Annotated in this window: 20 protein-coding genes, 1 tRNA gene and 1 pseudogene; 13 read left to right on the top strand and 9 right to left on the bottom strand. The window is 62.4% G+C overall.

Annotated elements, in window-relative coordinates; genetic code table 11:
• The first annotated feature begins 1 nt into the window (after nt 1).
• From fdhD to PXH66_RS00420, 4 genes are read left to right on the top strand one after another with little or no spacing between them, the layout of a single operon-like run.
• On the top strand, nt 2–808 hold the full coding sequence (fdhD, locus tag PXH66_RS00435) for a formate dehydrogenase accessory sulfurtransferase FdhD (protein WP_330929260.1): 807 nt from the start codon (nt 2–4) through the stop codon (nt 806–808).
• 10 nt (nt 809–818) lie between these two features.
• Nucleotides 819–1,448 carry a MarC family NAAT transporter gene (locus PXH66_RS00430; protein WP_330929259.1) on the top strand — a complete coding sequence of 210 codons (630 nt, stop codon included), beginning with the start codon at nt 819–821 and terminating at the stop codon, nt 1,446–1,448.
• A gap of 6 nt (nt 1,449–1,454) precedes the next feature.
• A complete protein-coding gene (locus PXH66_RS00425; RefSeq protein ID WP_330929258.1) occupies nt 1,455–2,033 on the top strand; it encodes a molybdenum cofactor guanylyltransferase in 579 nt (192 codons plus the stop codon).
• Nucleotides 2,034–2,076: 43 nt separating this feature from the next.
• Nucleotides 2,077–2,607 (top strand): glycine cleavage system transcriptional repressor, encoded by a 531-nt coding sequence (locus PXH66_RS00420; RefSeq protein WP_330929257.1) that lies wholly within the window; start codon nt 2,077–2,079, stop codon nt 2,605–2,607.
• 15 nt (nt 2,608–2,622) lie between these two features.
• Here the strand turns inward: PXH66_RS00420 and PXH66_RS00415 are convergent, their stop codons facing one another.
• Together PXH66_RS00415 and PXH66_RS00410 are read right to left on the bottom strand one after the other, a co-directional pair.
• Nucleotides 2,623–3,354, bottom strand: coding sequence for a TrmH family RNA methyltransferase (locus PXH66_RS00415; RefSeq protein ID WP_330929256.1), 732 nt, complete (start codon nt 3,352–3,354; stop codon nt 2,623–2,625).
• A gap of 24 nt (nt 3,355–3,378) precedes the next feature.
• Nucleotides 3,379–4,362: an SAM-dependent methyltransferase gene (locus tag PXH66_RS00410; RefSeq protein ID WP_330929255.1), complete on the bottom strand. Its 984-nt coding sequence runs from the start codon at nt 4,360–4,362 to the stop codon at nt 3,379–3,381.
• 205 nt (nt 4,363–4,567) lie between these two features.
• Here PXH66_RS00410 and PXH66_RS00405 point away from each other — a divergent pair, with 205 nt between their 5' ends.
• A complete protein-coding gene (locus PXH66_RS00405) occupies nt 4,568–5,722 on the top strand; it encodes a glycerate kinase (RefSeq protein ID WP_330929254.1) in 1,155 nt (384 codons plus the stop codon).
• A 373-nt stretch (nt 5,723–6,095) separates the two neighbouring features.
• On the opposite strand, the gene PXH66_RS00400 is transcribed toward PXH66_RS00405, so the two are convergent.
• From PXH66_RS00400 to PXH66_RS00390, 3 genes are all read right to left on the bottom strand, one after another.
• The gene (locus PXH66_RS00400; RefSeq protein WP_330929253.1) at nt 6,096–7,757 is read right to left on the bottom strand and encodes an alanine/glycine:cation symporter family protein; all 1,662 of its coding nucleotides are present in this window, start codon (nt 7,755–7,757) and stop codon (nt 6,096–6,098) included.
• Nucleotides 7,758–7,862: 105 nt separating this feature from the next.
• Nucleotides 7,863–8,684, bottom strand: coding sequence for an RluA family pseudouridine synthase (locus PXH66_RS00395; RefSeq protein ID WP_330929252.1), 822 nt, complete (start codon nt 8,682–8,684; stop codon nt 7,863–7,865).
• Nucleotides 8,685–8,868: 184 nt separating this feature from the next.
• Nucleotides 8,869–10,326: a protein adenylyltransferase SelO gene (locus PXH66_RS00390; RefSeq protein WP_330929251.1), complete on the bottom strand. Its 1,458-nt coding sequence runs from the start codon at nt 10,324–10,326 to the stop codon at nt 8,869–8,871.
• A 206-nt stretch (nt 10,327–10,532) separates the two neighbouring features.
• On the opposite strand from PXH66_RS00390, the gene PXH66_RS00385 reads away from it, so the two are divergent.
• From PXH66_RS00385 to PXH66_RS00365, 5 genes are all read left to right on the top strand, one after another.
• On the top strand, nt 10,533–11,780 hold the full coding sequence (locus PXH66_RS00385) for a vanadium-dependent haloperoxidase (RefSeq protein ID WP_330929250.1): 1,248 nt from the start codon (nt 10,533–10,535) through the stop codon (nt 11,778–11,780).
• A gap of 40 nt (nt 11,781–11,820) precedes the next feature.
• Nucleotides 11,821–12,603: a hypothetical protein gene (locus PXH66_RS00380; RefSeq protein ID WP_330929249.1), complete on the top strand. Its 783-nt coding sequence runs from the start codon at nt 11,821–11,823 to the stop codon at nt 12,601–12,603.
• A gap of 152 nt (nt 12,604–12,755) precedes the next feature.
• Nucleotides 12,756–16,028 (top strand): VCBS repeat-containing protein, encoded by a 3,273-nt coding sequence (locus PXH66_RS00375; RefSeq protein WP_330929248.1) that lies wholly within the window; start codon nt 12,756–12,758, stop codon nt 16,026–16,028.
• 58 nt (nt 16,029–16,086) lie between these two features.
• A complete protein-coding gene (locus tag PXH66_RS00370; RefSeq protein ID WP_330929247.1) occupies nt 16,087–16,410 on the top strand; it encodes a hypothetical protein in 324 nt (107 codons plus the stop codon).
• Nucleotides 16,407–16,838, top strand: a complete 432-nt coding sequence (locus PXH66_RS00365) for a TA system VapC family ribonuclease toxin (RefSeq protein WP_330929246.1) — start codon at nt 16,407–16,409, stop codon at nt 16,836–16,838. The genes PXH66_RS00370 and PXH66_RS00365 overlap by 4 nt, the downstream gene beginning before the upstream one ends.
• Nucleotides 16,839–16,985: 147 nt before the next feature.
• Here the strand turns inward: PXH66_RS00365 and PXH66_RS00360 are convergent, their stop codons facing one another.
• Both PXH66_RS00360 and putP read right to left on the bottom strand, forming a co-directional pair.
• The gene (locus tag PXH66_RS00360) at nt 16,986–18,290 is read right to left on the bottom strand and encodes an MATE family efflux transporter (protein WP_330929245.1); all 1,305 of its coding nucleotides are present in this window, start codon (nt 18,288–18,290) and stop codon (nt 16,986–16,988) included.
• 64 nt (nt 18,291–18,354) lie between these two features.
• Complete coding sequence (gene putP / locus PXH66_RS00355; protein ID WP_330929244.1) at nt 18,355–19,848, bottom strand: sodium/proline symporter PutP; 1,494 nt, start codon at nt 19,846–19,848, stop codon at nt 18,355–18,357.
• A gap of 476 nt (nt 19,849–20,324) precedes the next feature.
• Between putP and PXH66_RS00350 the strand changes: the two are divergent.
• Nucleotides 20,325–20,435: pseudogene (locus PXH66_RS00350) on the top strand (transposase); the annotation flags it as partial.
• An 81-nt stretch (nt 20,436–20,516) separates the two neighbouring features.
• Here the strand turns inward: PXH66_RS00350 and PXH66_RS00345 are convergent.
• A tRNA-Val gene (locus tag PXH66_RS00345) sits at nt 20,517–20,594 on the bottom strand.
• Between the two features lie 177 nt (nt 20,595–20,771).
• A complete protein-coding gene (locus PXH66_RS00340; protein WP_345781730.1) occupies nt 20,772–21,434 on the bottom strand; it encodes an endonuclease III domain-containing protein in 663 nt (220 codons plus the stop codon).
• A gap of 125 nt (nt 21,435–21,559) precedes the next feature.
• Between PXH66_RS00340 and PXH66_RS00335 the strand changes: the two genes are divergently transcribed.
• Nucleotides 21,560–22,411, top strand: a complete 852-nt coding sequence (locus PXH66_RS00335) for a PEP-CTERM sorting domain-containing protein (RefSeq protein WP_330929242.1) — start codon at nt 21,560–21,562, stop codon at nt 22,409–22,411.
• A 60-nt stretch (nt 22,412–22,471) separates the two neighbouring features.
• Nucleotides 22,472–25,348 carry an aminomethyl-transferring glycine dehydrogenase gene (gene gcvP / locus PXH66_RS00330; protein ID WP_330929241.1) on the top strand — a complete coding sequence of 959 codons (2,877 nt, stop codon included), beginning with the start codon at nt 22,472–22,474 and terminating at the stop codon, nt 25,346–25,348.
• The last annotated feature ends 64 nt before the right edge of the window (nt 25,349–25,412 follow it).

Here is a 25,412-nt window from a genome sequence, read left to right as displayed (position 1 = left end):
CGTGCCTCAAAGCCAATCCACGCCCGTCACGCGTCACTCCTCCAGTGCTCCACCCGTCACCGCGGACGACGCGGTCGCGGTGGAGGAGCCGTTGGAAATCCGCGTGGAAGGCCGCTCCGTCGCGCTCACCATGCGCACGCCCGGGCACGATGAGGAGTTGGCGATGGGCTTCCTGTGCACCGAAGGCGTGCTCACTTCCATCGACGATGTGCTCGACCTCGACGTTTGCTCCGCCACCGACGGCGGGCCCGGCAACATCATCGACGTCAAACTCCGCGATGCGTCCGCCGTCGATCTCGACCAGCTCTCGCGTCACGTCTTCACCTCGTCGTCCTGTGGCCTCTGCGGCAAGGCCACCATCGACGCCGTGCGCGCCCACTGCCCGCGGATCAACGTGGGTCGGGCTCTACGCCCGACCCCCGCCACCCTGCTCGCCCTCCCCGCCCGACTCCACGCCGCTCAAGCCACCTTTCAAGCCACTGGCGGCCTGCACGGCGCCGCGCTCTTCACCGCCGCGGGCGAATTCATCGCCGTGCGCGAGGACGTGGGCCGCCACAACGCCGTCGACAAAGTCATCGGTCGCCTCCTCATCGACCGCCGCGCCGAACGCGACGATCTGGGACTACTCGTCTCCGGACGCATCGCTTTTGAAATCGTGCAAAAGGCGCTCACCGCGCGCATCGGTCTCATCGCCGGCATCTCCGCGCCCACCAGCCTGGCCGTGGATCTCGCTCGCACGTCCGGACAAACCCTGGTCGGCTTCCTCCGCGACGACCGGTTCAACGTCTATGCCGGTCAGCTGACCTGAATCTTCGCCGATGTCCGCTCACCTCGATCTATTTGTCGCGACACTAGCCGCCCTGTTTCCGATCGCCAACCCGTTCGGCAACGCCGCCATTTTTCAGTCACTGACCAAGGACAACACGCCCGACGAGCGCCGGTCCTTCGCTCGTCGCGGTGCCATCTACATGGTCGCGATCCTGGTGGTGTTTTTCGTGGCAGGCACGGCCATCGTAAACTTCTTCGGCATCAGTCTGCCCGGCATTCGCATCGCCGGCGGACTGATCATCAGCCGCTACGCGTTCGCCCAGCTCAATCCCAAGCCGGAGCATACGCACCCGTCCAACGAACACGCGGAAGCCACCGCCAAAACGGACATCGCTTTTTCGCCGCTCGCCATGCCGCTGTTGGCCGGGCCCGGCGCCATTGCCGCCGCCATGTCGCTGAGCACGCGCGTCAGCACGCAGGGAGTCACGCCCCATGGGGTGGTGATCGCTGGCATCACCCTCGTCGGCACCGCCTGCTGGCTCATACTCCGGGAATCCGACGCCATCATGAAACGTCTCGGCGTCATCGGGGCCAACGCTCTCACCAAGATCATGGGTTTCCTGCTGTTGTGCATCGGGGTGCAACTCGTGATCGACGGCGTGCTGGGCCTGAAGCTCTGAGCGCGTATGTCCACTGCTCCGATCGACTTCTCCGCCGTGGTCTTGGCCGGGGGACATTCCCGCCGCATGGGCACCGACAAAGCCGCTCTGCGGCACCCCCGCGACGGCCAATCCCTCCTGCAACATCAACTCGGACTGCTCGCTTCACTCGAACCGGTCGAGTGCTTCGTATCGGCGCGTCACGACCAAACCCTGCCGACACTCACGGCCCCGCCCCCGCGCATCGACGACGATGGCACCGCCGGTCCATTGGGCGGCATCGTGGGCACGTTTGCCCAGGCGACGACCGCCCATCTGCTGGTCATCGCCGTCGACCTCCCGTTTCTCGACGCCGCCACCCTCCAACGCCTACGGGGGGCCTGCACCGCGACCACCGGCGCCATCGCTCGCAGCCCTCACGGCATCGAACCCTTGGTGGCGATCTACCCGCGCATCGCGATCGATCCGCTGCGTCACGCCCTCCACGCCCAACAACTCGGCCTGCAACGCCTGCTGCAAGCGCCCGCGCTCGCCCCGCATTTCCACCTCGTGGAATGCGCCGATGCCACGGTGTTTCGCAATTGGAACGCCCCCGACGATCTTTGAGCCTTCCCTTGTCCCGGCTCTCGCGATTCGACTTAATCCCATCATGTTAAAAACCCTCGTCATGACCGTGATCGGCCCCGATCGCACCGGCCTCGTTGATTCCCTCGCCCGCACCGTCGCCGACCAAGGTGGCAATTGGCTCGAAAGTCGCCTGTGCCATCTCGGCGGTCAATTCGCCGGTCTGGTGCAGGTCGAGGTCGAGGAAGCCGCGGCGGCCGCCCTCATCGACGCGCTCCAGCATCACACCGAGTCCGGCCTGCAAATCACCGTGCAAACCGACAACGGTGCGTCCGCTCTTGCCGACGGCTCCCTCGCCTTGGTCGAGCTCGTGGGTCAGGACCGCCCCGGATTGCTGCGCGAGATCACCGGCGTGTTTGCCAAACACGGCCTCAACGTCGAGGAACTCGAAAGCGAACGCACGGCCGCGCCCCAGGGCGGCGGCATTTTGTTCAAAGCCAGCGCCACCATTCTCGTCCCCTCCGCCGCCGATCTCGACGCCATCGGCGACGACCTCGAAAAGATCGCCACCGACCTGCTCGTCGACATCCGCCTCGCGCCCGAGACCACCGCGTAGCTGCGGCGTCTCGCCTCAGCGCGCCAGCAACCGATCCATCAGGATCGCACCGGCCACCGACACGTTCAGCGATTCCACGTTGCCCGTTCCGGGCAGCGTCACCCGGCGCGTGCACACCCGGGCGAGCTCATCACTCACCCCGCGTTCTTCATTGCCCAATACGATCGCAATCGGCCGCCCCGGCTTGATGTCGTCGGTGCGTCCGTGACCGTCGCGGGTCGACGCAGCGACGACTTCGTAACCCGCCGCCGCCAGGTCCTCGACCAGCGGCACCATGTTATAGGGCAACCACACCTGCACGCTCTCAAATCCCCCCTCGGCCACGCGATAAGCGGCATCATTGGGTCGGGCCGCCTCCGGCGTATCCGGAATAATGATATGCTTCACCCCGTAAAACGCGGCCGTGCGCACGATGGCGCCGAGATTGTGGGCGTTGCCGATGCGGTCGAGGATCACAATCGGAGCCCTGGCTGCCGCCCACGCCCGCGGATCACTGCGCGTCGGCCCCACCAATTCGGGTGCGTTTACCACCGCGATGATTCCGCCGTGGTGAATACTGCCCGCCACCTTCTCCAGCTCCTCGTTTTCGACGCACCGGTAGACTTTGCGCATCCGCGCCATGGCCTTGGTCATGTCGCCGACTTTGCGGCCGGTGTCGTAGTCGAAAAAGAGCCGCTCGATGGAATCGGGATTCTGGCGCCAACGCGCGGATACCGCGGCCAGGCCGCATAAATTGATCGTCTTCATGGTTATCGTCTTTCGCTGAACCGACTAGTCTTCGACGCGAACCTCGCCAACCAAAGTAAATTCTTCCCGATCGTGATTCAGATGCCGCACTCGCAACGATGTCGTGGCCGTGACGAACACGGAATCCGGCGCCGTCATTTCGCGCAGCAGTGCCACCGCATCGACGCGACCAAACTTCAGCATCACCACAAAGCGCCGGCACCAACCATTCACCAGCCACGGCGCGATCAGATTGCGCGCCACGTGGTGCGGATCCTCCACCAGATCGCAAAACATCCAGTCCATCACCCGTCCCTCCGGCGGCCGATACCCGAAGGCATCCTCGCGCCGGTGGTCGATCAAGGGATGGTCGAGCGCCCCGCCTTTCATCGGTCCGTTGTCGATCGCAATAACCTGCGCGCCCCGCTTGGCCGCACTGTAACTCCAACCGCCCGGTGCCGCCCCGAGATCGACCACCGTGTCATCCTCGATCGGCTCGTATCCCAGCACGCCATACGCTTCCTCGACTTTGAGGTAACTACGCGAAGGGGCGTCCGGATCATCCGCCATGCGACGCTGACCTCCCCGCGTGAGCTCGCGCGCCAACCATATCTCGCCGAAATCGGTGAACAATACCATCAGCCCGCGCACCGCCCCCACGCCCGCCGGCATCTCCGGCGACGCCAGACGAGCCACCCGCCCGAGCCGTTTTTTAAGTTTTTCCCGAAACGCTTTCTCCACCGCCGAAGCCCGCCGCCCCAGCCCATCGAGTCCGCCCGCGGTCGCAAACACGCAGGGCCAGGCCCCCTCGACCCGTTCGTCCTGCAACGCCGCCAACAGATAGTCCAGGATGCCGCCCGCGAGTTGATTAACCGAATCGCCGCTCACCTTGGTGGGCGCGTGCATGACGGTGTGGGCAAAACAGAGATTCGGCTCCTCCGGCAGGGTCGCGCCTTCGAACCGCATCCAGCCTCCGCCCTGCTCGACCGCCCGCGCTCCCGCAAACGTGAGCTCACGCTCCAGCAACATTTCAAACCCAGGCTGACACCGGCATATCATGCCCGCAGCCTGCCCACCCTCGCCCAGCCCCCGCGAGCTTTTCCCTCGCCCCCATCCAAACCCCGGCTCGGCCCGCTCGTTTGTCACCTATTAGGTGACAAACGAGCAGGATCATCAGAGCGGAAAGCGGACTTGTGGCTCGCGCTGGCAAGCGGCCTGCTGACAGCGTCGACCCATGCGCGTGCTTGTGGCTTTCGATAAATTTAAAGACGCCCTCACGGCTCCCGACGCCTGCGCCATCGCGGGCCATGCCATTGCCCGCCAACGCCCCACGTGGTCCGTCGACGCCTGCCCGTTGGCCGATGGCGGCGAAGGTTTCGCCTCCATTCTCACCGCTGCCGTCGACGGTGAATGGCGCGAGATCGAGGTGCTGGGTCCGCGCGGTGCGCCGACACAGGCGGGTTACGGCCTGGTCGATCCGACGCGTCTGCCCGCCGCCGCCCGAGCCCGACTTGCCCTCGGTCCGGCGACGCGTCTGGCGGTCATTGAGATGGCAGCCGCCAGCGGGCTGCAGTCCCTCACGGCGGCGGAGCGCGACCCTTGGCACACCGACACGCGCGGCACCGGTCAGCTGATCTGCGACGCCCTCGCCGCCGGCGCCGATGCCGTCCTCCTCGGCGTCGGCGGCAGTGCCACCCACGATGTGGGTCTCGGTGCCTTGACTGCCTTGGGCTGGCGAGCGGAACGCGCCGATGGCTCCGACATCGAACGCATCTGTCCGGCTGGTTGGTCCGAGTTGACCAAACTCATTCCCGGCACCGCCCCCCTGCCGGCGATCCGTATTGCCTGCGATGTCTCGAATCCGCTGCTCGGCGAACGCGGAGCCGCGGCGGTGTTCGGTCCGCAAAAGGGATTGCGCGCCGAAGACCTTGCCCGACTCGAGTCCGAAACCGCCCGTATCGCGCAACTTGTCGGCCAGGCGGTGGGTCAACCGGATCTGGAGTCCACGCCCGGTGCGGGAGCCGCCGGCGGCATCGCATACGGATTTTTGACCGCGGCCAACGCCCGCTTGGTGCCCGGTTTCGATCTGGTGGAAGAGTGGTTGGATATCGCCGCCAAACTCGACCAGGCCGATCTCGTGATCACCGGGGAAGGCCGATTCGACGACAGCTCGCTCGAAGGCAAAGGCCCGGGGGCGTTGGCGCTCCGCGCCGTCGAGCAGCACAAACCCGTCTGGATTTTCGCCGGCGCGGTTTCCCTGGAGCAGGCCCCCACAGGCTGCGAACTCACGGCCATCACCCCACCCGGCACAACCTTGCCGGAGGCTCTTGCGACCGCAGGAGCGCACCTCGACCGAACGCTTTCCGAGCGTCTATCCCTCCGCGAATAGGACCAACCGGCGGATGGTGAGATTGCCCACCAAAAGGCGCAAAATAATCGCAACGGAATACGGAACGTTGCGTGCGCCCATAGCCGCGTGAGACGGGAACTTGGGGCAGGATGTGTTTTTGTGAATAATTGGGGCGATACTTCTGATGGAGCGATCGATTCCCGCCCATTCTCGTGCCCAAGAGGCAACGGCGGACGACGTGGAAGTCGTCCCTCCGGCAAGGCCCGTCCTCCGCATACCGGCCTCAGATCCTAAGGTAGGGCGGTTTTGCCAATACCGCCGCACACGCCAACCGGAAAACAGCGTCCGTCTCCCACCCACCGCAACAGCGCGCTCGGCGAGCACGCCCTACCTACCTGCGATCAAGCACGCCCTACTTCTTCACCTCGTTGGCAATGTAGTCGCGCAGTGACTGCTTCATGTCTTTGCGGAGCAGCAAAATTCCCAACAAATTGGGCAAGGTCATGATGACGATCGCCACCGCCGCGAGATTCCACACCAGCCGGGTGTCGGAAAACGACGCCCAAAAGAAACCGAGCACGTAAACGATCCGGTAGTAACGCACCGAACCCGTGCCGAAGAGATAGACCATGGCACGGTCGCCGTAGTAGCTCCACGCAATCGCCGTCGAGAACGCGAACAACAGCAACCCGATCGCGACAATCGTGCGCCCGGCCTCACCAAAATATCCGCGCGAAAAAGCTTCCGACGTAAGCGCCGCCGAGTGCAGCAACGACCGGCCGTGCAGACCGATCGACAAATCATCCAAGCGCCCGTCCGACACCATCACCGCACCAGAAAACGGTTCGCCATTCGCATCTGTCCAGTGGACGTCTTCAGCGACCGAACGGGCATGCAACACGGTGGCCGTGTCCACCACCAGGCCTCCGTCCGCCACCAGGAGTTCGCCCGTGTAGGGCTTCACGGCCCCGGCGTTATCACCACCGAGAAACGCCCCCAAACTGGCCCGGTCGGACTCGTTTTGATCGCTCCATGCCCCCGCCACGATGCGGAGGTCCGCCGATTCAAATTTGTTCTCAAACTTCTCGGTCCACACCCCCGACGAGAGAATGACGATGCCGGTCAAGGTGCAGATCACGATGGTATCAATGAACGGTTCCAAAATCGCCACCATGCCTTCGGATACCGGCTCGTTGGCCCGGGCCGAAGCATGCGCGATCGGCGCCGATCCTTGCCCGGCCTCGTTCGAAAACAGTCCGCGATTCACGCCGCGATTGAAGGCGAAAGCGAAACTCGCGCCCAAAAACCCGCCCATGGCCGCGCTGCCCGTAAACGCGTTTTCAAACACGGCCAAAAACGACGGAATCAAACGGTCCGGGTGCATGGCCAAAACCCCCAGCGCACCAATCAAGTAAAGCACTGCCATCAGCGGCACCACCTTCGACGTGAACGCCGCAATGCGTTTGATGCCGCCTAGAATCACCAACGCCAACAATACCGCCAGAACGCCGCCCGTAATCATGGGACGGATACCAAACGCCGACTCCATGGCCGACGCGATGTTGTTGATTTGTGGCAGGTTGCCGGTGCCGAAGGAACTGATCACCGTGGCGACCGCGAAAGCCGCGGCGAGCCACTTCATGTTCAGCCCGTAGCGCATGAAATACATGGGACCACCCGCCATGCTGCCGTCAGATGCTTGCTGCCGGTATTTATGCGACAACGTCACCTCGACGAACTTCGTCGTCATGCCGAGAAAGGCCGTCGCCCACATCCAGAACAGCGCCGCTGGTCCGCCGAGGAAGATGGCAAACGCCACGCCGCCGATGTTGCCCGTGCCCACCGTGCCTGACAGCGCCGTTGTGAGCGCCTGAAAGTGCGAAGTCTCGCCCGGCATGAGATGCTTGTCCTCCTTGCCCCGCACGATCCGCAACGCCCGACCAAAGAATCGGACCTGCGGGAATCCGAGATAGATGGTAAAAAACAAACCTGTGCCGAGGAGCACATACGGGAACCAGCCCGCTCCGCCCAACAAACCATCCAGCCACAACAAACCTTCGTTCAACGCATGCATACGTCACCCTCTGAACTCGCCCGATGACCGCAATCTGAAAGCTGATGAAAGAAAACGACGACAAGCACACCGACGTTCCCATCCGCCACGCGGTCACCGGTCCAGCTACGACGGAAGGTTGGCCGACGGCATGTGCGTTTGCATGAACACCGCCAGATCTTCCGGCCAGGGCGCGCGAAAGACCCAATCGAGACCCGTCGGGCGCAGGTCGATCTCGGCGCAGTGCAACGCCTGGCGCGCGAGGAGGAGCTTGGCCTCCAACTCCGGCGTCCAGCCGTCGTCGATGAATTTGAGGAACAAGCGCGGATCCGGACCGTAGATTTTATCGCCGACCACCGTGTGCCCGAGCCATTGCGCGTGAGCCCGGATCTGGTGCTTACGACCCGTGGCGAGATCCACTTCCGCCAGCGTGAAGCCGTTCTGCGTTAACAGCGGCTTGAAGTGCGACACCGCCGCTTTGCCGTCCGCACGCACGCAGTCCTTCACATGGACCGGGCTGTCATACTCGCGACCAAGGGGCTGGTCGACGGTGACATCACCCGTGAGTTCTCCGGTCAGAATCGTGAGGTAACGTTTGCCCACTTTGCGCGTCATCATCGCGGTCTGCAGTCGACTCGCCATGGCCGCGTTTTTCGCGAGCACCACGACGCCGCTCGTCTCGCGATCCAGCCGGAACACCAGGTGCATCGTGGGCAGGCCGGTGTATTCCCGGGCGGCCCCCACCAAACTCGACGTCGGACCAAACTTCGACGGATGGCACACGACTTCGCCGGATTTGTTCACGACCAACAAATCGTCGTCTTCGTGAATGATCCACGACTTGAGCTCTTCGAGATCGATCAACTTGACGCGATCTTCCCGAAACGGGCGCGGTGCCCACGGCCCATAAACGGGCGGCTTCGAAGGGGTCTCAGATTCTGGTTTCAAGCTCCCATGAACTCAGATCCGACGACCATCAGCACGCTGTTTTTTAACCACAGATGGACACCGATAAACACGGATGGTCGGAAATTCAGCCTGCTGTATTTTAAAATAGAACGGTTTCAGTGCGTAACGGTAGTGAAGCCATCTGTGTCCATCTGTGGTTATAAAAACCTGCCGACTGACCGGCCTACGTGCCGCAGAAGGTTTGGGTGACGCGTTCCTCGGGTAAGGGAGCTTTCTCCAAGTCGGCGTATTCCGGGCGTTCCTCAAAAGGTGCGGCCAACGCGTCGACCAAACGGTTGAAAGGAGCGTAGTCCCCGGTTTGCGCCTGACGGATCGCCTCTTCCACCCGGTGGTTGCGCGGAATGAGTATCGGATTGGCCGCGCGCATGCCGGCCAGTTTTGTCTCCGGTTCCGCCACGCGTCGCCAATCATCGAGCCACGCTTTCGCCGTCGCCGTCTCCTTGAAAAGAGCGATCAACTCGTCCGGGCTGTCGCCCGCTGCCACCCGCGTGAGTTGGCGAAAAAAGAGCGTAAAATCGATTTCCTGTTCCTTGAGTTTCGCCAATGTCGCCCCGATGAAGGCCACGCCGTCATCGCCTCCGTCCTCATCCGGCAAACCGAGTTTCGCGCAAAAGCCCGCATGAAACCGGTCGTGGAAACGGTCGGAAAATTGCGCGAGCGCCGACTCGGCCCACACCTTCGCCGTATCCTCGTTTTCGTGAATCAGCGGCAGTAACGCTTCCGCCAAGCACGTCAGGTTCCATTGGCCGATCGCCGGTTGGTTACCCCAGGCATAGCGCCCCCGCCGATCGATCGCACTAAACACGCACTCGGGATGAAAGGTATCCATGAACGCACACGGTCCATAGTCGATGGTCTCGCCCGAGACCGCCATGTTGTCCGTGTTCATCACTCCGTGGATGAACCCGAGATGCAGCCACGACGCTATCAGATCAGCCTGCGCGCCGATGATCATTTGCAGCAATTTCACCGTCGGCAGATCCGCTTCGGCCGCCTCCGGGTAGAGCCGACTGATGACCGTATCAACCAACTCCCGCAAGGCGTCCACATCTTCGCGCACCGCAAAATATTGGAACGTGCCCACGCGAATGTGGCTGGCGGCCACCCGCGTGAACACCGCGCCCGGGAGCGGCGTTTCCCGTTGCACGGTTTCGCCCGTGCTGACCGCCGCCAACGCCCGCGTGCTGGGCACGCCCAGCGCGGTCATGGCTTCACTCACGATATATTCGCGCAACACCGGCCCCAACGCCGCCTTACCATCACCGCCTCGCGAAAACGGCGTGCGCCCCGCGCCCTTGAGTTGGATATCGCGGCGGGCGCCATCACGGCCGACGACTTCACCGAGCAAAATGGCGCGGCCGTCCCCGAGCTGTGGCACGAAGTTGCCAAACTGATGCCCCGCGTAGGCCTGCGCAAGCGGCTCGGCTCCCGGCGGCATCGCATTGCCGGCCAACATGGCAATCCCTTCGGGCGAGGCCAACCAGTCGGAACTCAGCCCCAGTTGGTCCGCCAACGCGTGATTCAGTCGGATCAACTGCGGCGCAGGCACGACCGCAGGCGCCGTCCGCGCAAAAAATCGTTCAGGGAGTCGGGCGTAGGTGTTGTCGAAGGCGATCGGCATGGCAGGAGAACCGACTATGCGCCAATCGCCGCAAACATCAAACCGCACGACACCCGGCAATTCGCCCCCACCTCGCGGCAACTCGTCCCTGCCGTCTCGAACCGGTGCCGTTGCCCGCTGTTTTGAACCGAGTTCCCCTACCCCGGGCTTGGACGCTGCCCGCGTCGCGTGCCTCCCCTTTCCCCGTCCCGCAACCCCTTCCCATAATGCGTCCCTTCCTTCGTCTCGCGCTACTGACCTGCTTCCTGAGCGCGTCCCTGGCCGCCAACTCTGTTATCTATTGGAACGAGCAAGTCGTCTCGGCGACGCGCCTCTCGCGCAATCCACCGCCGCTCGCCGGTCTCCACTACGGCACCTATCACGTCGCCATTTTTGATGCGGTCAACGGCATCACCGGCACCTACGAGCCTTGGTTGGTCAAGGAAGCCGCGCCCGCCGGAGCCGATGTCGACGCCGCCGTCGCCGGGGCCGCTTACACTGTGCTCAAGGAATACTGGTCCAATGTCACCAATCCTCGCGTGCTGAAGAAAGCCTACGACGAAGCCCTCGCCGCCATCCCCGAAGGTTCCGCCAAGGTGGCCGGTCTCGCGTGGGGCGAAAAGGTGGCTCGCGTCGTCATCGCCGACCGCGCCGACAGCGGCTGGAACAAACCCATGCCCGGCCAATACACCTCGCAAGAGCCCGGCAAATGGCGTGAAACGCCTCCCGGTTTCCGTCCCCCCGTATTGCCTTTCTGGGGACGCGTCCGCCCGTTCACCATGAAGTCGCAGGACCATTTTCGGGCCCCGCCGCCCAACAGCCCTGAGTCCAAAGCCTACGCCGAGGAAGCCGCCTTCGTCGCCAAGGTCGGTGCCCGCGACGGCGCCGAGCGCTCCGAATACGAAACACTCAGCACGCCCTTCTGGTCCGACGATCTCGGCACCGCCACCCCTCCCGGCCATTGGAACGTCATCGCCCAGGATATCGCGCGTGACCGCAACCTCTCCACCGAGGAGTGCGCCCGCTTGTTCGCGTTGATCAATCTCGCCGGAGCCGACGCCGGCGTGTCGTGCTGGGAGGCCAAGTTCTTCTACAGCACCTGGCGCCCCGAAACCGCCCTGCGCGAAACCACCCCCGAATACAATCCACACATCGAACTCGCGCCGGATTTCATTCCCAACATGGCGTCGCCCGCCTTCCCGTCCTACCCTTCCGGCCACAGCACGTTTTCCGCCGCCGCGTCCCGCATCATCGAACGCTTCTTCGATACCGACGACATCTCGTTCACGGTCACGTCCGACGGTCTGCCCGGCGTCGTCCGGCACTTCGACACGATCTCCGAAGCGCGTTGGGAAGTCGGCATGAGCCGCGTCTGGGGCGGCATCCATGTGATGCAGGACAATATTATCGCCCAGAAAGTCGGCATGGATTTGGCCGACTACATTTTCGACGGGTTCCTGCGACCGCGCGAATAACCGCCGCGTGAACTCGACCGGTTCATTGTATCCTGACGATATGTTCGCCACCGCTGCGCCCTCCCCCGGTGCCACCGTCCGCACGTTGCCGACGACACTGGCTTGGGTGCTGCGGATCGCGACTGCAGGCTGCTTCATCGGTCACGGGGCCTTCGGCGTCATCACCAAGGCCGGATGGCTGCCGTATTTTGGCGTCGCCGCCATTCCCGAGCCGATCGCGTGGCAACTCATGCCCTGGGTGGGCACGATGGATATTCTCATGGGCATCACCATGCTGTTTTTGCCGCTGCGAGCCCTGGCCATGTGGTGCGTGGTTTGGGCGGTATGGACCGCGTCCCTACGCCCGCTCAGCGGGGAATCCGTGTGGGAGCTCTTCGAACGCGCCGGCAATTTCGGTGCACCTCTCGCCCTGCTCGCCCTCGCGGGCTGGCGGGGCCGGTGGTGGACCACACTCCAGCCGCGTAGTGAGAATATCGCTACGACCGCCATGGTGCTGCGCCTTGCCACCGCCACGCTTCTCATCGGTCATGCCGGCTGCAATCTCTTCGACGCCAAACCCGCGTTTCTGGGACTTTACCAAGTCATCCTGCCCAGCGCCAATGGCTCCGCGTTGGTCGCGGTCGGCCTCTTCGAATTCGCCCTCGCCGCCGCCGTGCTCCTGCGTCCTTCCGCCCACCTGCTCTTTTTCGTCTGCGCCTGGAAACTCGGCACCGAAATCCTCTGGCCGTTCGCCGGCAGTCCCTTCTGGGAGTTCATCGAACGGTTCGGCAGCTACGGCGTGCCGCTCGCGCTGGCCCTGCTGCTTTCCCGGACACGCCCCTAATCGTTCTCCTTATTCTTTATCTTTCTCGTTCTCCCCGCCGACCGGATTAATCACCGCTCCTTTTTCAGCCTCCACTCCACGTCCACTTTTGGCGGCATTTCACGCCATCGGAGAAAGAGGAAAGAGAAAGAAACTGTCCCCTCCTTTACCCCATGAAATCATCCGCCTCTCTACTTTTCGCGCTCACGCTCACGTCGCTCACGGCGACGGCAGAACTCCGTGATTATCCGCTCGCGAACCGCCAAGCCGCCCCCGAGGGAGCCACGCCCTTCACCACTCTCTCCTCTGATGAGACCGGCGTGAACGTGCCCAACCTCTACAACGATCCCCGCATGTGGGGCGACCGCTTCCGCGAATACACTCTCGGCGCGCTCGAAACCGGCATCGCCGTCGCCGACTTCGATCTCGACGGCATGCCCGACATCTACGCCGTCTCCAAAAACGGTCCCAACGCGCTCTACCGCCAGGCCATTCTCGGTCGCTTCTACGACGTCGCCGTGCCCGCCGGCGTCGCGGTCGCCGACGATCCCGCCGGCCAAACCGGCGCCGCCGCCGTCGACATCAATCAAGACGGCGCGCCCGACATCTACCTCTGCCGTCTCGACGCCCCCAACCTCCTTTTCATCAACAACGGCGACGGCACCTTCACCGAACAGGGCGAAGCCTACGGGCTGAATATCCACGACGCTTCCGTGCACGCCTCCTTCGCCGACTACGATGGCGACGGTGATCTCGATGCCTACATCGCGACCAACATCCTCGACTTTGCCATGAGTCCCACCGGCCGCCCCGACTACCTCATGCGCAACAACGGCGACGGCACCTTCACCAACGTCGCCACCGACGCCGGCATCTGGGGCAAATCCCAGGGCCACACCGCCATCTGGTTCGATGCCAACCGCGACGGCTGGCCCGACATCTACGTGGCCAATGACTTCGAGACCCCCGACCGGTTTTATCTCAACAACGGCGACGGCACCTTCACCGACGTCGTCGACGAACGCCTGCCCCACGTCACCTACTTCTCCATGGGCGCCGATGCCGGCGACCTCAACAACGACGGTGAGATCGATTTCCTTGTCGCCGACATGCGCGACCAAACCCGCGCCGGCTTCATGACCGGCATGGAAGAGATGGGTCGCGGCCTCTGGGAAATGGAGCGCGTCGCCGAACTCATCCCCCAATACATGTGGAACGCCGTCTACCTCGGCACCGGCACCGACCGCTACGAGGAAGTCGCTCACCTCACCGGTATGAACGCCACCGGCTGGACCTGGGCCGCCCGCATGGCCGACCTCGACAACGACGGCCGCACCGACGTCTTCTACACCAACGGCATGCTGCGCAACTTCGTCGACGCCGATCTCGTCGACAAACAGAACGTCGCGCCCAACCTCAACGCCCGCGCCCGGGTCTGGCGCGACGCCGCCCCGCGCACCGAGCCCAACCTCGCCTTCCGCAACGACGGCGATCTCGGTTTCACCAACGTATCCACCGAATGGGGACTCGCCCACGACGGCGTGTCCTTTGGCTGCGCCATCGCCGACCTCGATAACGACGGCGACCTCGACCTCGTCTACGCCAACCTCGAAGGCCCGCCCTCCGTCGTGCGCAACGACACCACCAGCGGCCACCGCGTGGTCATCAAACTCCAAGGCCTCGCCCCCAACCGCAACGCCATCGGCACGGAAATCACGCTGGAATCCGCCGCCGGCCAACAGATCCGCCAGGTCTTCGGCGAGCGCGGCGTCGTCGCCTCCGAACTCGGCACCATCATTTTCGGTCTCGGTGACACCGACTCCATCACCCGCCTCTCCGTCCGTTGGCCCGATGGCAATACCTCCGACTTCGACAACCCACCCGTCGATCGTTTGCTCGTGATCTCCCAACCGACCGACGAAGCCGATCGACCGACCGCCCGCCTTCACGCTGATCTCGCCAACGCACGCTTCACCGAACGCGCCGCCGCCCGCGGGCTCGACTACACCAGCGACGCCTACCCACTCGAAGAACTCGCCCGCCAGCGGCTGCTCCCCCGCCGCCTCGGCCAGACCGCGCCCGCCCTCGCCTCGGCCGACGTTAACGGCGACGGTCTCACCGATGTATTCGTCTCCGGCGCCCGCGGCCAATCCGGCGCGCTTTTCCTCGCCACAAGTGACGGTGGTTTCTCCCCCGCACCATCCCAACCGTGGGCCGCCGAAGCCGCCGACGACACCGGCGCACTCTTCCTCGACGCCAATCAAGACGGCCATCTCGACCTCTTCATCGCGGCCGGCGGAGTGGAACCCGCGCAGGGCGACGCCCTGCTCCACGACCGTCTCTACTTCGGCGACGGCCAAGGTGGTTTTTCCGCCGCCACCACACTCACCGACGGCGTCAGCACCAAAGCGGTGGCCGCGGCCGATTTCGACGGCGATGGCCGCACCGACCTCTTCGTCGGTGGTCGCTCGATTCCCGGTGAATGGCCGAAGGCTCCCCGCTCATTTCTCTACCGCAACACGCCTGCCGGTCTCGTCGACGTGACCGACAACTTCGCGCCGGGACTGCGCACCGCCGGCATGGTAACGGCTGCGGCCTGGAGCGACCTGGATGCTGATGGCGACCCCGACCTCGTCGTCGCCACTGAGTGGGGACCGGTCAAAGTATTCACCAATGGACTACACGGTCTGGCCGACGCCACTACCGCACTCGGCCTCGCCGATCGCACCGGTTGGTGGAGCGCATTGAGCATCGCCGACGTCAACGGCGACGGCCGCCCTGACCTGCTCGCCGGTAACGTCGGCCTCAACACCCGCTACCAAGCCACCGCCGATCAACCGGTCGTGCTTTATGCCGGAGACCTCGACGGCTCCGGCGGCTTCAATCTGCTCGAAGCCCAATACGACACCGACGGTCGCCTCTACCCCATGCGCGGTCGCAGCAAACTCAGCTATTCCTTCCCCAAACTCCGCCGCAGTTTCCGCACCTTTGCGAAGTTCGCCGAAGCCTCCGTGGAGGAGATATTCGAAAACGAACTCCTTGAATCGTCCCTGAAACTCGAAGCCAACGAATTGCGCAGCGGCGTCTACCTGCAACAGGCCAACGGCACCTTCGTATTTTCGCCTCTGCCGACCGCTGCCCAGATGGCACCGATCCACGGCTTCGTCCACGCCGACCTCGACGGCGACGGCATGGCCGACCTGTTCGTAGCCGGCAACGACTTCAGCCCCGAACCTTCCACCGGCCGCTTCGACGGCAGCCTCGGCCGCCTCTTCACCGGTAATGGCCACGGCGACTTCACGGCGGTCTCCCCTGCGCATAGTGGTCTGATCGTTCCCAGCGACACCCGCAGCGTCCTCCTCCTCCCCGCCGACGCCACCCACACCCAACCCCGCGTCATCACCGCCAACGCCCAAGGCCCCGTCCGCCTGTTCGAAAAAAGGTAAGGCGATCTCGCCGAGACCGTCACTATCCTGCCCGCAAGCTTTTCCGTGAAGCTTGCCCATGGCCCATATTACCATATTACTGGCCAATATGAAGACCACGCTCGACCTTCCAGATGACCTGTTGATCGAAGCCAAGACCACCGCCATTCGTCGCCGAACCACGCTCAAAGCTATTGTGGTAAACGCCTTGCGTCGCGAACTACGCCCTGTCGCGGACGCAGAGAATCCGAACCCTGATCGGTTCGAAGTCAATGAACTCGGTTTTTTGATCATTAAGAAACGACCCGGTAATCCACCAATGACTTCCGACGCGATTCGGACTATTCAGGAAGAAATTGATGAGGAAGACGCCCGGCGTGCGCTCGGGCCGCGCATGCCATGACTACGCTTCTGGATGTTAATGTGCTAATCGCGTTGGTGGATGGCACTCATGTTCATCACACTGCCGCCATTGATTTCTTCAAGGCCACCCATGCAAATGGATGGTCGACCTGCCCCCTCACTGAAAACGGATTCCTTCGCATCCTGGGCCGTGCTGGAACTGACCTTGGTCCCGATTCCCCCGCCTCCGCCCGCGTATTGTTGCGAAGCCTAATCAGCACCCCCGGACACGTATTTTGGCCCGACGATGTGACTTTGACCGATACTAATATATTCCCGGTTCTCCCTCCATCCAAGGATCTGACCGATGTTTATTTGCTCGCCCTCGCAGTAAAGCACGAAGGTCGTTTCGCCACCTTTGATCAACGCTTTGCCCCAACGGTAGTAAAAGGCGGGATGAACGCCTACTTCACCATTCCCGTGCGTTGATTTTCGAACCTCCCGACGACCACAACTGACGTAAGGAATAACGGGTGTAAACAGGAGCGGATCGCACGTTCACCGCGTGATCACCGCCAACGCCCAAGGCCCCGTCCGCCTGTTCAAAAAGCAATAGCCGCAGGCGATCGGTAATATTCAGATCGCGTCCCGCTCCGGCACCCGCAATCGCGCGAACAGTCCCGGCACGAAGCTGCCCAGCGAAATCGTGCGATAGCCATACATCAACAGAAACGCCGCCCATACTCCGGCGTTGCCGAAAGCCGGGCGCAGCAACAGATCGGTCGCGACATACAGCACCGCGGTGATGAGCCCCGCCGTGCGCAGGGCCTTGCCTTGAGTCGTGCCGAGAAAGAGTCCGTCGAGTTGCCACGCCGCGACGCCCAGCAATGGCACCGCAGCACACCACGGCAAATAATCGAGCGCGGCGGTTCGCGCTTCTTCGTCGGCGATAAACGTCTGGATCACCCAGGCCCCTGACACCGCGTAGATCACCGTGAACAGTGCGCCCACTCCCACCGCAAATTCGGAGGTAAGCCGCATCGCCCGCGCCAGTCTCCGCCCGTCCCTCGCGCCGAACGCCTCCCCCGCTTCCTTCTCCGCGACAAAGGCGAAGCCGTCCAAAACAAAAGCCGCCACCGCGATGAATTGCAGCAGGACTTCGTTGCCCGCCGTCGCTGCCGTGCCCATCAACGTGCCCGAACGCACAAACCAACCGAAGCAAAACACCAGCGCCAGCGTGCGAATCATGATGTCACGATTCGCCGCCAACAGCGCCCGCAACCGCGCCGGATCCAACAAGCGAGTCGCGCCCGTTAAACTCCCGCGCACCACCACCAAACCGAAGCCGAGCGCGGCCCACTCCGCGATCGCCGTGCCCGCGCCGATTCCGGCCGGACCAAGCTTCAGCCCGACCACAAACCAGGTGTCCAAAACGACATTCACACCGTTCATCACAATTTGAAATGCCAACATCTGTCGCGTCCGTCCCGTGCCCAGCAGCCACCCCGTGATCCCGAGGCCCATGAGATACGCCGGTGCACCAAAAACCCGGGCATGGAAATACCCACTGGCCAAGGACTCGACGTGCTCCGTGCCGGCAAACCACGCGAGGACCACACTCCGCAACACCGGCGAAACAGCGAGAATCGCGAGACCGATGCCTCCGCCCAACAGCAGCGCGCGTTGCAGCACCGCCCGCACTTCCTTCGCGTCCCCGCGCCCGTTGGCCTGCGCGGTCAATCCAGTCGTCGACATACGCAGAAAACCAAATCCCCAATAGATGAAACTGAACGCCACCGAGGCAATCGCTACGGCCGCGAGGTCCGCCTTGTCCCCAAAGCGGCCCATCACCGCCGTATCCACCAATCCCGTGGTCGCGGTCGCCACCTGCGCCAGCACCACCGGGATCGCCATCGCGAGAACGTTGCGGCGCGTCAGCATCGGGTGAGCGAATGTCGGCTGATCTCGGTCGCACGGCGTCGTGCGACCGGGACAAACCAGCGCGCTATTTTGCCTCCATCGGTCGGAACTCGGCGTCGCTCGGCGTCGCTCGACTCACCAGCACGATGGTCAGCCAGGCAAAGAGAAACCCCGGGACAATCTCGTAGATTCCCGAACCTCCGAGAAAGGAACTGTTCCACCCCATGGTGATCCAGATAATCACCGTCACCGCCCCCACGAGCATACCGGCGACCGCGCCGGCGCCCGACATTTTGGGCCAGGTCAAAGACAGGATGATGAGCGGACCAAACGCCGCTCCGAAACCCGCCCAGGCATTGGAAACGAGTCCCAACACTTCCGCATCGGGGTCGCCCGCCATCAGCGCGGCCACGATTCCCACCGCCAGCACGCTCACCCGCCCCACCGTGACGAGCTGGGTATCGCTGGCTTTTTTATTCATGAACAACCGGTAGAAATCCTCGGTCAAGGACGACGACGAAACCAGCAACTGGCTCGAAATCGTCGACATGATCGCGGCCAACAAAGCGGCGTAAAGGAATCCGGTCACCAGCGGATGAAACAACAGATCCGCCAGCACGATGAAGACCGTCTCCGCATCGTCGATGACGAGGCCATTGCGATGAGCATAGGCGCGACCGAAGATGCCGAGCCCGACAGCGCCGATCACCGAAACCGCCATCCAGCCCATGCCAATATTACGCGCCCGGGGCACGTCCGCCACCGAACGAATCGCCATGAAACGCACGATGATATGCGGTTGGCCGAAATAACCGAGTCCCCATGTCACCGCGGACAGGAAACCGAAAAAGGTCAGCCCACTAAAGAGCGACAGAAAGTTTGGATCGATCGTGCGCAGGCGTTCGCTGGCCACCGCCACCCCGTCGCCCTGGCCGGTGGTGAGCACGACGATCGGCATGATGACGAGCGCGAGCATCATGATGCAGCCCTGCACAAAATCGGTGAGACTGACTGCCAGGAATCCCCCAATGACCGTGTAGGTGAGCACAATCGCCAGCGTGAACCACACGCCGAAGACGTAGTCACTCACCATCGGCAGATTGATCAAATCTCCAAACGCGCTGGAAAATAATTTGCCCCCGGCCACCAACCCGGAGGCCGTGTAGACGACGAAGAACACCACCACGATCACCGCCGAGATGGTGCGCAACGCCATCGCTTTGGACGGGAAACGGTTGGCCAGAAACTCCGGCACGGTCAGCGCGTTGTCATACCGCTCCGTTTGTTCGCGCAGTCGGGGTGCGACCACAATCCAGTTGACCAACGCACCGACGAACAGACCGATGCCGATCCACGCCTCGATCAAACCCGAAGCAAACAGCGCGCCGGGCAATCCCAGCAACAGCCACCCCGACATGTCCGACGCTCCGGCGGACAACGCCGCCACGGCGGGAGACAGTTTTCTCCCTCCCAACATGTATTCCTCCGAGGTGGAGGTTGATTTCTTCGCGGCATAAAAGCCGATCGCGATCATCAGTCCGAAATATAAAAATAAACTGATCCAAATTCCTATGGCCATGAGTGCTTTTCCTGTTCCTTAGCTCGAGTTGTGAGTGAAGCGAAAGACCATCGCACAGACTCGCCGCCATGAGAAGGGCCGATTCCCTTTAGAGCCCGGATCAACTCCCCATCAGCCGGGCGTCGAGTGCCCTATTACGGCAAACATCGCTGCATCACGACGCCCCGTCCCCATTTGAGCCAAAGATTCACCGCCGCTCTCACGCCCTTCGTCATCCCGTGCCAGACTTCCCCAAAACTCCCCGACATGGGGTAAAAAAGCCGGACACCGCCCATTGGCTGGTTTAAGCATAGTTGTCAGGTCAACGTGTGTGCTTCCCTATGACGTTTTGAGCGAACCTCCATTCGACCGCCACTCGCTTGCCCCTAATGGTGCTGGGGCGTTTTCGCTGCGGCTCAAAACCCATCCGCCGATCGACCACGGGGACAAAACCCTTCAGCTCTCTGTCGGCCTTGGAGCAACGCATTCCCGCGGCCAACTTCATCACCGAGGGATTCCATCGTAAGATGAAACTCATCCAACGCCGAGCCTACGGCTTCAGAGACTTCCACAACGACCGCCTGCGCGTCATTGCTCAGTGCGGCTAACCCACCACCCTCATTTGGTCATTTTCCACATTTCCCCCATGTTTTGGTGTAGACCCGAGACCCCCAGCCCCGTTTCTAAAATGGTGGACGCAACAGGACTCGAACCTGTGACCTCTTCCGTGTGAAGGAAGCGCTCTAACCAACTGAGACTATGCGTCCGTCGCCAACCGGCCCGATTCGGGTCAGCCTCATGCGAGGGTCGGGCAACGTGAACAAGCGTGCTCCGCAAATCAAGTCGGTTTTCGCAGTGGAATTTCGTCGATGTTAAGACGTGCTCGCCGAGCGCGCCGAAACTGAAGCTTAGGAACCGTGTTCGGCGGTTTCGGCGAAACCGCCCTACCTGATCCGTTTGGCTACGTGTTTGGGTGTTTTGGCCGGGCCGTTCAGTTGCGCGCAGATTTCGCAGGTGTGCCCGTCGCAGCCCCGGGCCGAGCAGAATTCGCGACCAAAAAAGATGATGCGCAGGTGGAGCTTATTCCACTCGTCCACGGGAAACAGTTTTTTCAGGTCACGCTCCACTCGCTGGACCGTGCCCCCTTGGGGCGAGAGCTTCCATCGTTGTGCCAAGCGCAGGATGTGCGTGTCCACCGGAAACGCCGGCACGCCAAACGCCTGCGCCATCACGACCGAGGCGGTCTTGTGTCCTACTCCCGGCAGCGCCTCCAACGCCTCAAACGAAGCCGGCACCTTGCCGTCGTGTTCCGTCATAAGGATGTGGGAAAGCTTCCAAATCGACTCCGCCTTGCGCGGAGCCAGCCCGCACGGCCGGACGATCCCGTTGATCTCTTCCACCGACAACCGCACCATCGCCTGCGGCGAAGACGCCCTCGCAAACAACGCCGGCGTGATCAAATTCACCCGCTTGTCAGTGCACTGCGCCGACAACAACACTGCAATCAACAGCGTGTATGAATCAGAGTGATCGAGCGGGATCGGTGTTTTAGGATAAAGCTCGGCCAACCGGCCGGAAACGTAACTGGCTCTCTCGGAACGGGTCATCGGACAAACTCCTGCTGATCATCCACCAGTGACGCAACGTTTACACAGCTTTTCTTGCCTGCTTGGCGTATCAAATGCACACTGCCTGTGTATTGATCTAACTAGCCGCACTAGCAAAATCACTGATGATGATTTCCCGCCCCCTCTTTCGTAGTTTAATCACGGTAAGTCTGACTACTTCGGCAATCCACGCACAGGTATTGTTTAACCAAGACTTTACGTCGTCCACCGACTTCGAGGACTATTTCAGTGAAAGTCCGTCAGCTGGACAATTTAACGACATAAACACAGGTGCCAGCAACGTGGCTACCATCAGCAATGGCACGCTAACTTTCACCAAGAGCGTCGCGGGATCAGGTGGGTCTTCTGGATTTGTTAGAACTACAGACATAGGTCTGAACCCCAACGTTCTCCAGTTTAGTTTCACGTTTAATGTTTCTGGGAACAGCAGCGATCAGACAAGTGGAACACAATTAGTGCTCCAAGTTGGTGCGGGCTTTGGAACTGGGGTGACTGCGGAATCAAATAGCGAAGTGCATTCGCGCATCGCGTTCAATTGGACGGAAATTGGTGGGCAATGGGCCATTGAACCTGGTGGCGGTGGTTCAGCTTCAAGCAACTATATTGGGGCTCAAACCGTTACTTGGGTCGTGAACAATTCTGGTTCGTCTTTTGACTACACTGCTCCCAACTCATCGACGACTTCTGTGGCAAATGACTCCTATGATTTGTGGATTGGCGATACTTTGGAATTAACGTCGGTCACAGCTACCAGCGCCAGCCAGTCGCTCACTGACTTCAAGTTTGCTTTCAATACCGCAGCAAACGCAGCGACAATTTCATTCGATAACCTATCAATTTCATCGTTATCCGCGGTCCCCGAGCCCTCCTCTTTCGCTACTTTAGCCGGTTTTGCGGTGCTCGGTTTGGCTGCTTCACGCCGTCGCCGGAGCTGCTCCGCTTCGCTCGCGGCTTAATTCGCTCGGAGCCTTGCTTTGAATTTGCCGGACGGTGGGCCCTGCCTACCGTCCTTTTTTATGCCTGCTTCCGCGACCGACGTTTCGTCGCTCACCGACCTTCTTCCTCCTACCGATAGCTTCGCCCGTCGCCACAACGGGCCCGATGCCGCCGACCAGGCGCACATGCTCGCGGCCTTGGATTTGCCTTCCCTCGACGCCCTCGTCGATGCCGCTGTGCCGAGTGATATCCGCCGGGGTCCGCTCGACTTGCCGGCCGCCTTGGGTGAATCCGCCGCGCTGGCCGAACTGCGCGCCATCGCCAGCGAAAACCAGGTGTTCCGGAGCTTCATCGGCCAGGGTTATTACGGCACGGCCACCCCCGCCGTGATCCAGCGCACCATTTTGGAAAATCCGGGTTGGTATACCGCTTACACGCCTTACCAAGCCGAGATTTCTCAGGGCCGTCTGGAGGCGTTGCTCAATTTCCAAACGCTCGTCACCGAGCTGACCGGACTGGAGATCGCCAACGCTTCGATGCTCGATGAGGGCACCGCCGCCGCCGAGGCCATGATGATGGCGCACCGACTGCGCCGCGGCAAAGGCTCCACCTTCTTCGTTTCGGAAAAATGCCACCCGCAAACCATCGACATCGTGCGTACCCGCGCCGAGCCGCTGGGATTGTCGGTTACCGTCGGCGATCACACGACCTTCGCGCCCGATGCCGAGACCGTCGGCGTGCTCGTGCAATACCCCGACACCACGGGGGACATCATCGACTTCGAGTCCTTTTTCACCGCTGCCCATGCGGTCAAAGCGCACACCATCGTCGCCACCGATTTACTCGCGCTCACCTTGCTGCGCGCGCCCGGCGAATTCGGAGCCGACATCGCGGTGGGCTCGGCCCAACGCTTCGGCGTGCCCATGGGCTTTGGCGGTCCGCACGCCGGATTCCTCGCCACCAAGGACGCCTTCAAACGTCAGATGCCCGGCCGCCTCGTGGGCGTTTCCAAGGACGCTCAGGGCAACCCGGCCATGCGTCTCGCCCTCGGCACCCGGGAGCAACACATCCGTCGCGACAAGGCCACGTCCAACATCTGCACCGCGCAGGTGCTGCTGGCGGTCATGGCGTCGATGTATGCCGTTTATCATGGACCGGCCGGACTCCAACGCATTGCCCGCCGCACCAAATTGCTCACCGAGTTGCTCGCCGCCGGATTGCGCCAAGCCGGTGCCACGGTCAACACCGCGCCGGTCTTCGATACCCTGACCGTCGGCAGTGTCGCCGCCCGTCGCGTGCACGCCGCCGCCCAGGCCCAGCAGTTCAACCTGCGCACCGTCGACGACTACACGGTGGCCGTCTCGCTCGACGAGACCACCACCCTCGCCGACGTGCAGACGCTGCTGAGCTTTTTCAATGAATCGGCCACCGTGCCGGAAACCGAATCCGTTCGCGACCGCGTCACGTTGCCCGCGCCATTCGCCCGCACGAGTGCGTTTCTCGAGCACCCGGTCTTCAACGCCCATCACACCGAGCACGAGCTGCTGCGCTACATCAAGCAACTCGAGGCCAAGGACCTCTCGCTGTGCCACTCGATGATCTCCCTCGGCTCGTGCACCATGAAGCTCAACGCCGCCAGTGAGATGTTCCCCGTTTCCTGGCCCGAGATCGGCCAACTCCATCCGTTCGCGCCCGCCGAGCAAACCCGCGGCTACGCCCGCATGATCAGCGATCTGGAAACGTGGCTCGCCGAGATCACCGGATTCGCCGCCGTCTCGATGCAACCGAACGCCGGCTCCCAAGGAGAATACGCCGGCTTGCTCGCCATTCGCGCCTACCACGCCGCCCGCGGCGAACCGCACCGCACCATCTGCCTCATCCCCACCAGCGCCCACGGCACCAACCCCGCCAGCGCCGTCATGGGCGGCATGACTGTCGTGCCAATTGCGTGTGACGATCAGGGCAACATCGATCTCGCCGACCTCGATGCGAAAATCGAACAGCACGCCGCCAATCTCGGCGCGCTCATGATCACCTACCCGTCCACCCACGGCGTATTCGAATCAACGATACGTGAAATCTGTCAGCGCGTGCACGACGCCGGCGGGCAGGTTTACATGGACGGCGCCAACATGAACGCCCAAGTGGGGCTGACGTCCCCCGGCCACATCGGCGCCGATGTCTGCCACCTCAACCTGCACAAGACGTTCTGCATCCCACACGGCGGCGGCGGACCCGGCGTGGGCCCGATCGGGGTGGCCGCGCACTTGAAGCCACACCTGCCCGGGCACCCGCACTGGGGCAACGAAAGCTCCATCGGCGCGGTGTCGGCGGCGCCCTATGGCTCGGCCAGCATCCTCGTGATTTCGTGGATGTATATCCGCATGATGGGTGCCGAGGGACTCGCCGAGGCCACCAAACTCGCGATCCTCAACGCCAACTATGTCGCCAAACGCCTGGAGGCGTTTTTCCCGGTCCTGTATCGCGGCAATCAAAACCTCGTGGCTCACGAATGCATCATCGACCTGCGCACCTGGAAACCGCACGGCCTCGAAGTCGAGGATGCGGCCAAGCGCCTCATGGACTACGGGTTTCACGCGCCCACGATGAGCTTTCCGGTCGCGGGAACGTTCATGATCGAACCGACCGAAAGCGAGTCGCTCGCTGAGCTGGATCGGTTTTGCGATGCCTTGATTTCCATCCATGGCGAGATGCAGGCGGTGGTGCATGGCGAGTCCGACGCCGCCAACAACCCGTTGATCAACGCCCCCCACACCGCGCAAATGATCGCAGCCACCGAGTGGGTGCATCCTTACACGCGCGATGTCGCCGCCTTCCCGGCGGAATGGACGCGCCGCAGCAAATTCTGGCCGACGACGGCCCGCGTCGACAACGTCTACGGCGATCGCAACCTCGTGTGTTCGTGCGTCGGCATGGAAAACTACGCGGAAGCGTAGGACAAACGCACGAATCCTCGCCTCTCCGTCTCGCGGGCACGTTTCACGCTCAAACCAAATCCCT

The sequence above is a fragment of the Synoicihabitans lomoniglobus genome, assembly GCF_029023725.1.
Classification (GTDB): Bacteria; Verrucomicrobiota; Verrucomicrobiia; order Opitutales; family Opitutaceae; genus Actomonas; species Actomonas lomonigloba.
The sequence above is the reverse complement of the archived record's forward strand: the minus strand, read 5'-3'. Positions and strand labels throughout refer to the sequence as shown.